Below are 14,813 nucleotides of genomic sequence, written 5' to 3' on the forward strand. Positions count from 1 at the left end.
GGAGGGAACAAACATGAATGCTATATTAAAGCGGTGCAGGAAGGCATTGGCTGTATTCCTTGCCATGGCAATGCTGCCCCAGTTTGGAGCGTACGGCGGAGGGACTGCTTATGCAGAATTATCCTCAGCACGAAACGGCATGAGAGAAGCTACCCCATCCATGGCGGCTGCCACCCCATCCGATGCCGATGCTTCACAGGCATATGGGATGGTCTCCATGCTGGAGACAGCGGCTACCCCATCGATTGCGGCTGCCTCTCCATCCGATGCTGAGCTTTCACTGACAGGCGAGAGCCGTTACAGCAGATCAGAAGGAAGCTATGACGTGACAAATGTAAGAGTTCCAAAGCTTGCTTATGATGATACATCCATTACTCTGGTCTGGGACAAGCCGGAGAATTATGAGGATGTGGCAAATTACAATGTATATTGCGATGAAGTTAAGATAGGTGATGCAAGAAGCAATTTTGCAAAGCATGCGGACTGGGCCAATACATATATGAACGCCTTTTACGGATATTATGATGACCAGGGGATCGATATGGTAAAGACAGATATCCATACCTTCCGGGCGGATGGGCTCACGCCTGACACCAGTTATACTTTTTCCGTCGCAGCGGTTGATACAGATGGGACCGAACTGGGGGACAGGGCTTCCATTGTCTGGTCCACCGCAGGGACGCCGGAAGTATTTGATATCCGGGATTACGGAGCGGAGAAGGTTGAAGCAGGCTTTACCTCCAGCAATGAGGAGACTGATGCCTTTATTGTAAAGAACACAAAGGCCATTCAGAGCGCCATTGATGCATGCAGCGAAGGCGGAAAGGTAGTGATCCCAGAGGGAATCTATATGTCCGGTTCCCTGTATTTAAAGAGCAACATGACTCTGGAGCTGAAGGAGGGGGCAGTTCTTTTTGGTTCTCCTGATGTGATCCATTATGACCAGAACTATCTGCTGTATCCTTATTCTACCGATACCAGATCCTGGGCCCTGATCAATACCTACAGCGCGGATGAGAACGGGGAGTTTGAGAATATCCGCATTGTTGGAAAAGGCACGGTTTACGGCAATGGCTGGAAATACGGTTCCGGAAGCACCATAAGCGGAGACGGTTACTCCCCGGCTTACCAGAAAAGACAAAGCGGTGATCCTGACTGGACAAAGGCAGAGTTTAAAAAATATGCTTTAAAGAACTGGGTGGCGGGAAGCAACAGCAAGGTTTCCGGCAGCAGTAATTTTGGCATATTGGCCAAGAGTGCCTTTGATATGGGGAAAGGAAAAGGGCTTAGCGACAGTGAAGCTTATGCCATGAGGCCAAATCTGATCGTCCTTCGGGGCGTAAAAGGAGTTTATATCGAAGGAATCACGGTGGAAAATCCTGCTAACCATACCATAGCAGTTCTTGACAGCGAACACGTTGTTTCCGAAAATGTAAAATACATTACATACGATGCCAATAATGGGGATGGCATTGAGCTTGGCAATACCCGGGAGGCAATGGTTTTTAACAATTTCTTTGACACAGGCGATGATGCGGTCAATTTTGCCACCGGTATGGGCAAAGGCGTTCAGGATACGGAACAGAAGCCGTCAAGCAATATCTGGACCTTTAATAACTTCCTCCGTGAATGCCATGGAGGTGCCATTGCAGCAGGCAGCCACACCGGAGCGGGCATTGGTGAAATGCTGGTGGAAGACAATGTCTTAAACCACAGCGACATGCCGTTCCGCTTCAAAAGCGCTCCTGTAAACGGAGGCGGGGTATCTGATATCCTGATCCGTGACTGTGCCGTAGGAGATGCCCAGCAGGTATTTACCTTTAGCACGTCTTACTCCGATGCCAATCAGGCCGTGACAGTAGAACCGGCAGATAAGCCGGCGGAGTTCTATGAGATTGATGCGTACAATATTACGGCAGATACCATCACAAAAAATACGTTTGAAATAGCGGCATCAGTGGATTATGAAAAGATGTACCAGCCATGGCACACTCACCATGATTTGTATTTTCAGGATATTACCTTTACCAACATTGATCCGTCTCTGGCAAAAACCTCGGAAAAGCTGACGGGTGTGACCAATGCAGCCTTCCATAACGTGGTCATGAACTGGAGAGGGATTGAGAAAAAGGCTGATGACGCGGCAGCAGCTGATTATAAGGCATGGGGGTCCGTAAAATTCTCCAATGACTTAAGCTTTACGGGAACAACGACCCAGTCCACGGTTTCCTATGATGCCATGGCAAAGCCGGTATGGCCTGACGATGTTTTGACGGTTGCCAGTGCGTCGGAGGCCTCAAAGAGCGGATCAGAACGAAGGGTGAAGCTGAAATGGCCTGCTGCGGAAGACGGGGAGCAGGAGACCGGCAGCGGTGGAATAAAAGGCTATATCATTGAGACTTACGTAAACGATGTATTGATCGACGTAACAAAGCCTGTGACCGCTACTTCCTGTGAACTGGGAGGACTTTCCCCTGACATGACCTATGTGTTTAAAGTATATGCGGTAGATGCTCCGGGAAACAAGGTGCTGGGGCTCCAATATGACTGGAACACATCAGGAGGAGAAGACCGGGAGGTCAAAGAACCGGCAAATGGAAAAGTAACATTCAGCGGAATCGGATACACCTGGGGAACTGCCAGATTCAAGTCGGCCAGGGCGGCAGATTCCAGGATACGGGGGTACCGGGCTTATGTAAACGGCGAGCTGGCCGCCACGGTTTATAATTACCAGCTTGAGAAACCGGAGGCAGAAGAGATCACCATGACCATCGGCCGTATGCTGGAAGACAGCAACGATGTGTATCTGGAAGCATTTACGGACTCGGACCAGATCTATGAGTATGAGGAGGAAACCGTAAAAACAACCAAGGCTTATGATTATCTGGCACCGGTATGGAAAAGCAGCGGGTTAGAAGTATCTCTGTCCGGCAATGATTTTATTCTGACATGGGATGAACCGGAAGATGAATCAGGTATCTACGCATACCGGGTTTACGCAGACGGAAAGCCTGTATATACGGCAGAAGGAGATTATTTTAATCATGTCAACGGTACTTATACCACAAAGGATACGTCTTTTACGGTAACAGGGCTGGACCCGGCGGAGCATCACACGTTCCGTGTAGAAGCAGCAGACCGTTGGTGGAAAGCCTTAAATGGGAGCGGACCGTTCCACTGGACCAACAGCGGCCCGGTGGGAAGCTGGAACGGACCGGAAGAGGAAATCCTCTGGAGATCCTCTGCATTCGGACAGTCCACGGATTTAAACTTCAGTTCCAATGTGCTGGACAATAAGGTGGGAGTTAATTATACCTGGCCGGCAGATTCCGGCGAGCCTCTGGGTATGGAAGGAAGTCCGGTCCAGGATGTGGTGATTGAATCAAGAGGCGGAAAGCTGCAGTCAGGACATGACGGCTTGACCTTCTACTATGCCGAGGTGCCCGCCAATAAGAATTTCAGCCTGACTGCAGATATCACTGTAGAGCAGATGGGACCGGAGAACGGGACCAATCCAAACCAGCAGGAAGGGGCAGGCCTCATGGTTCGTGACGTGAACGGCTCCCCCAGAAAGGATCCCTTGGAAGAAGGATATGAAGAATATCCTGCCGCCTCCAACATGGTAATGCTGCAGACAGGACCGGCGGGAAAATCCCTGAACGCAGATTTAAACCTGCTGGCAGCAGCCCGCTATGGAGTTAACAGTCCGGCAGGAAATTTAAAGTCTGTAAAGACTACAGCAACCTTTGAAAAGTCTGTATCAAAAGCTGATAAAAAGTATGCACCGGAAGAAGCTCCCTATACGTCCAATTACTATGGAACCCAGATGAAGCTTCGCCTTGAGCGGAAGGATGAAGGGTTTACTGCTTCCCACCTTGATGACGGGGGAAATGTGGTGACCACCTACACTTTTACGGACAAAAATGTCACTCCTAACATCGTGGCCCACTTAGATCAGGACGTTATGTACGTGGGATTCTTTGCGGCAAGAAATGCCCGTATGTCAGTGAAGAATATTTCATTGGTATTAAGTGATGTAAAACAGGCAGATGAATCGCCGGTTTATGTGGCCCCCAACGATGAATCCGCATCACTTTATGTGGCCTCAGCAGCCTATACCAATGGCTCTGCTTATACGGTTTCAGCTCTTACCAATCAGTCCGGCCGTATGACCGTTAGCCAGAACGGAACAGTCATTGCGGCAAACAAGGAGGTTACCGGGGGAGTCCAGTTCACCTGCCCGGCTGTTATTACTGGGGATGAAGCGGAATTTAAGCTGAGTTTTGTTCCAGACGAAGGTGCTGACGCGGGAAAAACGAAAGTTTTGACCTATCAGGTAAAAAAGGAAAGCTATGGGGATGACTTATACGCAGCACCTGATGGAAGCGATTCCGGAGAGGGAACCATGAATGCGCCTATGTCCATCAATGCAGCCGTTAACAGGCTGGTTCCAGGCGGGACGGTTTACATGGCAGAGGGAACCTACGGGCCTTTCCAGATTCCTATCAGCTCGTCAGGAAACAAGGATGCAAGAAAAGCTTTAAAAACCATGGGAGCAGTAAAAATAACAGGAAGCGGAAAGATCTTTGTTCTGGATTCCGATTACTGGGATGTAACAGGACTTGACGTGGACGGCCGGAATGTGGAGGGAAGCAGAGGTGTAATGATCCATGGCAGCCACAATGTGATGAAAGATTCTCTGATCCATAACACTTCCAGTGATGCGGGCCTCACAATTACAAAATCAAGGGGCAGCAGAACCTTGTGGCCGTCTTATAACCTGATCGAAAACTGTGAGGCTTATGAAAATATCGACGGTTCAAAGATCAATGCCGACGGATTTGCTTCAAAATCCGGTTCCGGTGATGACAACCGGTTTGTAAACTGCGTATCTCATGACAATGCGGACGATGGCTGGGATTTGTATAATACTTTGTCCGACGGTCCCAACGGCAGGACCATCATTGAAAATTGTGTGGCATACAATAATGGGAACAACGGATTCAAACTGGGAGGAGAAGGCCGGGAGGTTGGAAATATCTTAAGAAACAGTGTGGCATTCCACAATCATCTGGATGGAATTACAGATAATTTTAACCCGGGAGAACTGGTCATTGAAAACAATACCTCTTTTGACAACCGGCGTTTCAACATCATCATGCGCCCCAGCCCTTATAAGACAGGTTTGGAGGGGAATTTAACAGCTGACGGCACTGTGGTAAATAATGTATCATATCGCACCCAATCCTATAGTGCTTCCCTTGATAAGGTATACGATGATAAAATTGCTGCCAGAGAAATAAGCAACAATTATTTTTATCAAAATGGGTCCAATGCCATAACAGCCGATAATTTCCGATCCTTGAATCCGGCAGATTGCTTCACCAGAGTCAATGGCAGAATCCTATTCGGAGATTTCCTGCGTCCGGCAAAGGACAGTGTCATAAGGAACGCCGGAGCCGGTGCGTATCTGCCTGGTATCAATGAACCGGACCCAGAACCGGAGCCAAATCCGGAGCCGGAACCAAATCCAAATCCAACGCCAGAACCGGAACCAAATCCAAATCCGAACCCGAACCCGGCACCAGAGCCGTCCCCGGGAAAGAATTCCGGCGGCAGTTCTGACTCTGACAGAGACTATGGCATAAAAAGCCGTTCCGATGAAACAAAGGGAGACTGGAAAAAGGATGGAGAAGGCTGGCGCTTCCAAAGACAGGATGGAACGTATCCCAGGGAAGAGTGGGTAAAGGTCAGCGGAACATGGTACTATTTTGGACACACCGGTTATATGACGACCGGCTGGAATCAGGTGGGCGGCATCTGGTACTTTATGGACCAGAGCGGCGCAATGAAAACAGATTGGGTTTTATCAGACGGAAAATGGTATTATATGAACCTGGACGGATCTATGGCAGTGGGCTGGATCAATGTTCATAATAAATGGTATTATTTAAGCCAGTCAGGAGAGTGCCTGATCAATACGGTTACGCCGGACGGCTGCCGGGTCGATGAGAATGGGGCCTGGGTAAAGTAAGTAAAAGGATATATTATTGAAAACCCAAGGGTTAACCAATAATAAGAATGCACGGGAGGTGCTGTCATGAATAGATGCCAGCGCCTTTTGTGCTTTTATCTGGAAATAGGATTTCAGTACACGAAAAGACGCAGATCCAAGATTTCGTTGATTTAATTATCGGAGATACCGTAAAAGGCAGCAGGATCCCAGATGATCCTGGACAGGTGCCGTTTATGATGCCGCCGGGCATAGCCTTTTATATGGCCTGTAAACCCTGTATGGGGCAAGCCCCTGACATCAGAACAATCTTCCGTTGAGTGGATAACAAGCAAATGTAAGTGCCTGCCTCATGTATTTCTTTTTAAGGAAAAATGGTGTATGATTGCAGGAGAGTAAAGAGGGGGCTGTAAAATGGAAGAGTATGTAACATTGGAAGAAGTGCTTCTTTTTCGTGAAAAAAAGGCAAACATGCAGGAAGAACTGAGAAAAAAGTATGAGAAGGTCACGATTGTGGCTCTTGGTATGAATGTTCCAGGTCCAAGAAAAACCTCTCCCCGCCTTTTGCCGGTATTTGCCGCAGGGGGAGAAGAGCTGGACCGGCTGCTTTTTAAAAACAGGCTGTCCGTGCTGGAAGAAGTCATAGTAAAAGAAAAGGCCGGTTATCTGAAACTGTATGCAGTAAAAAGCATGGATCATCTGGCTGTTAAAAAAATAACGGTTCGAATGGAAGAGACCCATCCTCTGGGGAGGCTGTTGGATATTGATGTATACAATGGGGAAGGAAGGGGAATCAGCAGAGAAGAACTGGGCGCTCCTGTGCGGAAATGCCTGATTTGTGAAAAAGATGCAAAGCTGTGCGGCCGCAGCCGCAGCCATGGAGTGGAGGAGCTTTGCGGACGCATGGAAAACATCATAGATTTCTGGTTAAAAGAAGGCGGCAGATGAGATTCTGCCGCTTTCTTAATAAATTTTAAGGTTCCTTTTTTATCTGGTTAAGATTCTCCCGATAAGATGAAATCATAAACAAAAAGGGAGGCTTTAAGCAAAATGGAGATCAAAAGACCGGCTATGGCCGGTACACTGGAATCCAGCGACTGTCAGGTAACCGTTGAACCGGGAGATGGAAAAATTGATTTTACGCTGGAAAGCGCGGTAATACACCAATATGGCAACAGGATCCGGAAGGTGGTCATGGAAACCCTTAAGAGTCTTGGAATCTACAATGTGAGGATCATGGTTGTGGATAAGGGGGCGCTGGACTGTACCATTAAGGCGCGTGTGGAGGGAGCGGTATTCCGTTCCGCAGACCAGTTTGAAAATATTCTCTGGGGGGACAAAAGAAAGCGATGAATCGGAAAAAGAAACGGCTCAGAAGAACCATGATGTTTTTAAATGCCCAAAAACCAGGACTCATTAAAGATCCGTATATTTATAAGCCGGATTCCCTCTTGCTGGATTTGGAGGATGCGGTCGCAGAAAACCAGAAGGATGCAGCCCGTTTTTCCCTTTATCATGCCCTGCAGGAGATCGATTACAGAGGCTGTGAACGGGTGGTCCGGATCAACGGCCTGGATACTGTTTACTGGAGGGAGGATATCCGCTGTGCGGTGGCAGGCGGCTGTGATGCTGTCCGGATTCCTAAAACAGAAAGGCCTGAGGATATAAAAGCAGTGGAAGAGGAGATCCGGACAGCAGAAGAAGACTTTGGCATTCCGGAAGGAAGGACCCTGATTATGGCTGCCATTGAATCCGCAAGAGGGGTGATGAAGGCGCTGGATATTTGTGAAGCTTCGGAACGCCTATTTGGAATTGCACTTTCCGGCGGAGATTATACAAAGGATCTTCAGACTCAAATTACCGGAACCGGAATCGAACTGATGGGAGCCAGACAGAACATGATCATTGCTGCCAGGGCAGCAAAGGTCCAGTGCTTTGATACGGTTTATACCAATCTTAATGATATGGAAGGCTTCCGCCGGGAGGTGGAAATCATTCATTTGATGGGATTTGATGGGAAATCCATTGTCAATCCCCGTCAGATCCCCATTGTTCATGACATTTTTACCCCTGCTAAAAAGGACATTATCTTTGCGGAAAAGGTGGTCATGGAAATCGAGGACAAAAAGACAAAGGGAATCGGTGTTTTTACCGTGGACGGTAAGATGATTGACATCGCGTTCTATGACGGAGCAAGAAGAACCATAGAACTGGCCAAGGCCTCCGGTGTGTATAAAGGAGATTTGTAAGATGATGAATGCAGCAGGAAGAGAGATTCCGGAAGAAATATTAAAGCAGACAGGAAAGGAGCCCTTTAAGGGAGTCCATTATTTTGATGGATATGAGTACAAAAAGGACGGTCCTGTCACAAAGTGCGTGATCAATTCCCAGGGAAGCAAGCTGATGGACAGCATTCACGACTGCCTGGTAAAGTGCAAGATCCGGGATGGAATGACCCTGGGCTTTCACCATCATTTCCGGGAAGGGGATTATGTGGTAAATATGGTGATGGAGGAGGTCCACAACATGGGGATCCGGGATATTACCATCTGCGCAAGCTCCCTTGGAAAGGCCCATGATAAGCTGGTGGATTACATTGAGGATGGAACCATTGTAGGAATCCAGTCTTCCGGCGTCCGCGGGAAGATCGGCAGGGCCATATCGGAAGGAAAATTAAAGGGGCTGGCTGTTATGCGTTCTCATGGCGGAAGGGTCCGTGCCATTGAAACAGGAGAGGTGAGGATCGATATTGCCTTTATCGGTGCCCCTACCTGCGATGACTATGGAAACTGCAGGGGAATCGGCGGAAAATCAGACTGCGGCGTACTTTCCTATTCCATGGTGGACGCAGATTATGCCGATAAAGTGGTGGCTGTTACAGACTGTCTTGTTCCCTTTCCCAACTTCCCCGCCCATATTTCCATGACAAAGGTGGATTATGTGGCGGTCGTGGATGAGATCGGAAATCCTGAGAAGATTGCCACCGGTGCCGCAAAGCCGACCACTGATATGCGCAAGCTCATGATGGCTGATTATTGTACTCGTTTTGTTGTGAATACCCCTTATTTTAAGGATGGGTTCTCTTATCAGACCGGAGTGGGCGGGGCTTCCATCGCTTCCACCATTTCTCTTGCAAAAATCATGAAGGAGAGAAATGTGCGCATGCGCTTTGGAGTAGGCGGACTTACAAAGCCCATGTGCGACTTATTGGAAAACAATCAGGCTGATGCCCTTTTGGATACACAGGATTTTGATTTAGATGCAGTGGAATCGGTAATCAATCCCAGGCATTTCCGGATCAGCGCAGGGGAATATGCCGATCCCTTTAACAAGGGGGCTGTTGTGAACAAACTGGATTTTGTGATCCTTGCAGCTCTGGAAGTGGATGTGAATTTTAACTGCAATGTGGTGGTAGGTTCTGACGGCGTGATCACCGGCGCCCAGGGAGGACATCCGGATACTGCGGCGGGAGCAAAATGCACCATTGTGATCGTTCCGCTGCTGCAGGGAAGGATTCCGGTGGTCTGCTCGGAGGTCACCACGGTTACCACACCCGGAGAATCCATTGATGCGGTGATCACGGATTACGGTATTGCCATTAATCCAAGAAGGCAGGACTTAATCCAATCCATGAAAGGCGTGGATCTGCCGTTTAAAACCATGGAAGAGCTGCGGGATATGGCATACTCCATTGCAGGAGAGCCGGAAAAGGTACAATTTGATGATCAGGTAGTGGGAATCATTGAAAGCCGGGATGGAACCATCATGGATGTGGTGCGTAAGATCAGGGGATTTCAGTTTAAAGGAGAATAAAAGATGGCCGCCGGTACTTGTGTGAATCCTCAAAGGACAGAGGAAAAGACTGCTTTTCATATAGGGAATATGGCTTACCGGGCAATGCTTGAGGAGGTTTATACTTCCCCTAAGCCCGGGCTGGTGGACTTGTACTCTTCAGGCTCCCATAAGGATATGAATGTTGTTTCCTTTGAGCGGAGCGCTGCGGCTCTGGAGCCATTTTTTGCGGCCATGGCTCTGGAAGGTCTTAAGTTTTCGGACACTCCAAGGCTCCTGTTTGACCGCATACGCAGGATGGGCCTGTCTGCGGAAGCAGTCATGTACAAGGCCACGGACGGGGTGAACACCCACAAGGGGCTGATCTTTCACATGGGGATCATAAGCGGGGCTGCCGGGGCATGTATCGGAACTTATGGAGCCGTGACCCTAAAACGCCTGATGGAAATGGAGCAGGCCATGGTGAGGGAGACCCTGATCAAGGAAGTAAAGGAAATGCGGGAATTTACCAGCAACGGGGAAAAAAACCTGCATCAATACGGAACCGCCGGCGCCAGGGGGGAAGCTATCAGCGGATATTCTTCCGTATGTAGAATTGCTCTTCCAACAATGGAAAAAGGGCTCAGAGAAGGACGGGACTGGAACCGGATCAAGCTGGAAACTCTGTTTATGCTCATGAGCCGGGTGGAGGACTCCAACATTCTTGCAAGGCATAATCCAACCGTCCTTATGGAGGTCCAGAACACTGCAAGGGATTTCCTGCGAGCCGGAGGAGCCTACACAAACAAATGCATGCTGACGCTGAAACGTTTGGATGAGGATTTTATAAAGAAGAATATAAGTGCCGGAGGGTGTGCGGATCTTCTTGCTTTGGCCATATTCATGGTTGAACTGGTAAAAGGGCCGGGGAAAGAGAGGAGTTTATGGAATTCAGGAAGCTGGAGGGCAGGCCGTTAAAAGGAAAAGATCTGGAACAATTAAAGGAATTTTTAAGCCAGAATGATCTGGACTATGACCAGGGGATTGAATACAGCGTATGCCTGCTTGATGAGGATTACCGGATTCTGGCCACCGGATCGGCGGACCAGAATGTCTTAAAATGCATTGCAGTAAATAAAAGCGCGCGAGGGCTCGGCTTATCCGGGTCCATCCTCTCCTGCCTTACCCAGTATGAATTTGAGAGCAGCAGGTCCCATATTTTAATGTACACAAAGCCGGAAAACAGGGAGATGTTTGAGGATCTTGGATTTTATACAGTCCTTATGACCCATGATATCCTTTTTATGGAAAACAGGAAAAACGGGTTTGAAGAATTTGTGAACCGCCTGATCTCAGAGTCTCCGGACGATGCATTGAAGCCAGGTATGGTCATCGGCTCCATCGTTGCCAACTGCAATCCGTTTACTTATGGCCACCGGTATTTGATTGAACAGGCCCTTAGCTGCTGTGACTACGTCCATGTTCTGGTTCTTGGCGATGACAGGAGCTGCTTTGGGGCAGAGGAACGGTTTTTTTTGGTCAGGGAAGGGACCAGGGACTTACCACGGGCGGTCATCCATCAGGCTTCTGATTACGTAATATCCGCAGCTACGTTTCCAACCTATTTCATGAAGGAAAAGGGTGGTGCAGAAAGGGCCTGCTGCGGTCTGGACTTAGAGCTTTTCGGCAGCCGCATTGCTCCGGCGCTTGGGATCACAAAGCGCTTTGTGGGAACAGAACCCGTGTGTGTTGTTACAGGCCAATATAACAAGGAAATGAAAAAAATCCTGCCCAGGTATGGAATCTTTGTGGAGGAAATTGAAAGAAAGGATTGGAGGGGAGAGGTTATCAGCGCATCTGCAGTCCGGAGATGGTATGAAAAGGAAGATTTTGAACGGTTAAAAGGTCTGGTACCCGCTACCACACTGGAATATCTGGTGAACAGAAAAAAAGGCCGGAGGCCTATGGGATAAACCGGTATCCCAGGCCTCTGACCGTTATGATATGGGCCGGCTTTTGCCGGTCCTCTTCGATTTTGCCCCGCAGGCGGTTAATGTACACCATAATGGCATTATCGTCCACAGCTACGCTGTTTCCCCACACATGCTCGTAGATCATATCTTTTGTAAACACCTGGCTTGGATGCTTTAAGAACAAAAGCATCAGACTGCTTTCTTTGGAAGAAAGAACAATCTCTTCTCCGTTTTTATAAAACCGCATGGTGGAAGTATTGTAAGTAAAAGGTCCGCATTCCAGGAGATCCGAGCTGTCCAGCACCTGATTTTTATTTCGGCGGATCAGTGCCTTTACCTTGGCTCCGAGGACCAGAGGGCGGAAGGGCTTGGTGATGTAATCATCTGCACCCAGAGACAGACCGTAGAGAGAATCGTAATCCTCGTTTCTTCCGCTTATGATCATAACAGGAGTCTGGATGCCCTGGCTGCGCAGCCGTTTGATTACCTCAAAGCCTTCCATATCACCCAGCATGACATCCATGAGGATCATGTCATAGGTATGGTTCTTAAGATAATTCAGTGCCGTAAGTCCGCTGTCCGCGATGGTAGGTTCCAAATCATTGCTGTGCATGACTTTTTCCAATAACTTACAAACAGCCGGATCGTCATCTACAATTAACACTTTATCAGACATAGCTTCCCCCAAATTAATATTTATGTAGAAACAGATCGAAATAAATCTAAAATTATTATAATATTAACCCGGAGACAAGTCAATGAGGAACAGGCAATCAGAGGATGGATTCATGAACAAAATAAACGGGAATAAGAGATATGGAGCGGTATTTATGTCTTGTGCCATGGCAGCCGTACTGCTTATTTTCTGCTGTCTTGTATTCAGTATCTGGAAGGAATATAAAGAAGCGATCATAGACAATCAAAAGAAACAGATGATTCTGACGACCCAGTGCATTGGGGAGAGTTTAAAAATTTTTATTGAAGACTATCAGGCGGATTTAAATACCTTATGTTCCATGGAAGATGAAAATCTAAAAAAAGCCGGAAGAAAGGATTGGTCCCTGCTTCAGGATTATGTGACTCATCACAGCCGGTTTGTTTATGATGTCATTTTAGAGGATGAAAACGGAGAGCTGTTAGAAAGCATCAATGGTTATGGGGTTAAGTCAACTTATTCCGTCACAGAGATCAGCCCTGGTGTGAGCTTTCGGCAGTGCAGACTGGAAAATGGGGAATTGTACCTGATCTTAAAGAAAATGCTTCTAAACGGCAGTTCAATTTCCATTGTTTTAAATGAAAAGAAATATTACAAGTCTCTGGTATCCAATATTCGTCTGGGAACCAACGGATATGTGGTGATCAAGGATTCAAAAGGTATTATCCTCATTCACCCTCAGGAAAGCCAGTGGGGAATCAATGTGATTTCAGGCCGGCAGGAGATGTTTCCCAATAAGGATTTGACCAGCCTGCAGCAGATGATAGAAAAGCAGAACAGAGGAGAGGCAGGTGTCTCCGAGTATTATTCCTACTGGTGGCTGGACCCGGGGGTTCCGGAAGTAAAAAAGATCAGCGCCTATTCTCCTGCTGTCATAGGGGACAGCTTTTTGGTAGTCAGTGCAGTGATCGACTACAATGATATTTATATCCCGGTTGCAGCTGGATTTTTCAAGCTGGGCCTGGTATTTTTCGGAATTGTTGCAGTGGTTCTCGGAATGGTATTTTATATTGGGGATTTGCGGGTCCAGAAAAGAAAGGATACAGAAGAAATCGCCTATTTGTGGGAACTTAATAAGATTTTAGAAGAACTGCATCAGAGTGAAGAAACAATTGCCCATCAGCAGAGACTGCAGGTTATGGGAACCATGACCGGAGGCATTGCCCATGAGTTTAATAACCTGCTGACACCGATCATGGGATATGCCGAATTGCTGATGCTTGACCTTCCGAAGAATTCAGAGGGATACGACAGCGCATCGGAGATTTATGAAGCCTCCGGAAAGGCAAAAGAAATCATCCAGCAGATCTCATCCTTAAGCAGAAAGAATATGGAAACAGCCTTTAAAAATATAAATGCCGCGAAGGTACTGGGACGTGCCATAAAAATGGTAAGCTCCGTATGTCCGCCTCATGTGCACTTAAAGAAAGAAATAAACTTATCAGGGGAATGCTTTCTGGGAAACGAAACCCAGATGAATCAGGTCATATTAAATATCTGCGTGAATGCCATCCATGCAATCGGCCACAGGGAAGGAAATATAACCATCACGGCGAACAAGGTAGGAAAGGAGGATTTAAAGCAGTACAAGTTTTCAGCCGTTCCGGAAGAATGGAATCATTATATCCGGATTGATATTGCAGATGACGGGGAAGGCATGAGCAAAGAGGTGCTAAAGCAGATTTTTGACCCGTTTTTCACCACAAAGAAAAATGGGAACGGAACGGGACTGGGACTGTCTCTTGTGGAGCAGATCGTTCATTCCCACAAAGGATATGTTTTCGCGGAAAGCAGGCAGAGAGAGGGCAGCGTTTTTCATATTTATTTTCCTGTGAATGAGCAGAAGGAGCAGGAAGGGCAGCTGGAAACAGAGGAGGAATGCGGAGATATCTTAAGGCTTCTGGTCATCGATGACAATCCAAAGGTATTAAGGCTTCTGGAAAAGAATTTCAGCAGGCTGCATGTGCCATTGATGTCCTGTATGGACTTTGAAGAGGCCAGAAGGATTTTAAGGGAACAAGAAATGGATGCCATTGTGACGGAGCATTATATTGGAGGGAAAAGCGGAACGGATTTCTGCATGTCTCTTCAGGGTCAATATCCGGATGTGATCCGGATCATTATGACAGACCGGGTGACCAAAGAAATCCTTGAAGCAAAGAAGAGGAAAATCATCGATGAGTACATAGATAAACCGGTTTCCGACTCATCTATTTTAAAAGCGGTAAAGATTTGCAGGGAATGGGTATAACAGAAAAGCCGAATCTTAACAACTTTTAATTTTTCTCTTAAAGAAATGAAAGAGAGAAGGAGGAAGAGTGTAAGGTTGGGCTTTTATACT

Annotated in this window: 9 protein-coding genes; 8 read left to right on the plus strand and 1 reads right to left on the minus strand. The window is 47.5% G+C overall.

Annotation, left to right across the window (positions count from 1 at the left end; all coding sequences use genetic code 11):
- The first annotated feature begins 13 nt into the window (after positions 1-13).
- From K401_RS31910 to citC, 7 genes are all read left to right on the plus strand, one after another.
- The gene (locus tag K401_RS31910; RefSeq protein ID WP_024293737.1) at positions 14-6,034 is read left to right on the plus strand and encodes a right-handed parallel beta-helix repeat-containing protein; all 6,021 of its coding nucleotides are present in this window, start codon (positions 14-16) and stop codon (positions 6,032-6,034) included.
- A 393-nt stretch (positions 6,035-6,427) separates the two neighbouring features.
- On the plus strand, positions 6,428-6,961 hold the full coding sequence (citX, locus tag K401_RS0115175) for a citrate lyase holo-[acyl-carrier protein] synthase (protein ID WP_024293739.1): 534 nt from the start codon (positions 6,428-6,430) through the stop codon (positions 6,959-6,961).
- Positions 6,962-7,063: 102 nt separating this feature from the next.
- Positions 7,064-7,366 carry a citrate lyase acyl carrier protein gene (gene citD / locus K401_RS0115180; RefSeq protein WP_024293740.1) on the plus strand — a complete coding sequence of 101 codons (303 nt, stop codon included), beginning with the start codon at positions 7,064-7,066 and terminating at the stop codon, positions 7,364-7,366.
- Entirely contained in the window at positions 7,363-8,262 is a 900-nt protein-coding gene (locus tag K401_RS0115185) for an aldolase/citrate lyase family protein (protein ID WP_024293741.1), read from the plus strand. The genes citD and K401_RS0115185 overlap by 4 nt, the downstream gene beginning before the upstream one ends.
- Position 8,263: 1 nt before the next feature.
- Entirely contained in the window at positions 8,264-9,826 is a 1,563-nt protein-coding gene (citF, locus tag K401_RS0115190) for a citrate lyase subunit alpha (RefSeq protein WP_024293742.1), read from the plus strand.
- 3 nt (positions 9,827-9,829) lie between these two features.
- Complete coding sequence (gene citG, locus K401_RS0115195; protein WP_024293743.1) at positions 9,830-10,762, plus strand: triphosphoribosyl-dephospho-CoA synthase CitG; 933 nt, start codon at positions 9,830-9,832, stop codon at positions 10,760-10,762.
- On the plus strand, positions 10,729-11,757 hold the full coding sequence (gene citC, locus K401_RS0115200; protein WP_024293744.1) for a [citrate (pro-3S)-lyase] ligase: 1,029 nt from the start codon (positions 10,729-10,731) through the stop codon (positions 11,755-11,757). The genes citG and citC overlap by 34 nt, the downstream gene beginning before the upstream one ends.
- Here citC and K401_RS0115205 read toward each other — a convergent pair.
- Entirely contained in the window at positions 11,747-12,433 is a 687-nt protein-coding gene (locus K401_RS0115205) for a response regulator transcription factor (RefSeq protein WP_024293745.1), read from the minus strand. The genes citC and K401_RS0115205 overlap by 11 nt on opposite strands.
- A gap of 82 nt (positions 12,434-12,515) precedes the next feature.
- Here K401_RS0115205 and K401_RS0115210 point away from each other — a divergent pair, with 82 nt between their 5' ends.
- On the plus strand, positions 12,516-14,723 hold the full coding sequence (locus K401_RS0115210; RefSeq protein ID WP_024293746.1) for an ATP-binding protein: 2,208 nt from the start codon (positions 12,516-12,518) through the stop codon (positions 14,721-14,723).
- The last annotated feature ends 90 nt before the right edge of the window (positions 14,724-14,813 follow it).

Source organism: Lacrimispora indolis DSM 755 (assembly GCF_000526995.1).
Classification (GTDB): Bacteria; Bacillota; Clostridia; order Lachnospirales; family Lachnospiraceae; genus Lacrimispora; species Lacrimispora indolis.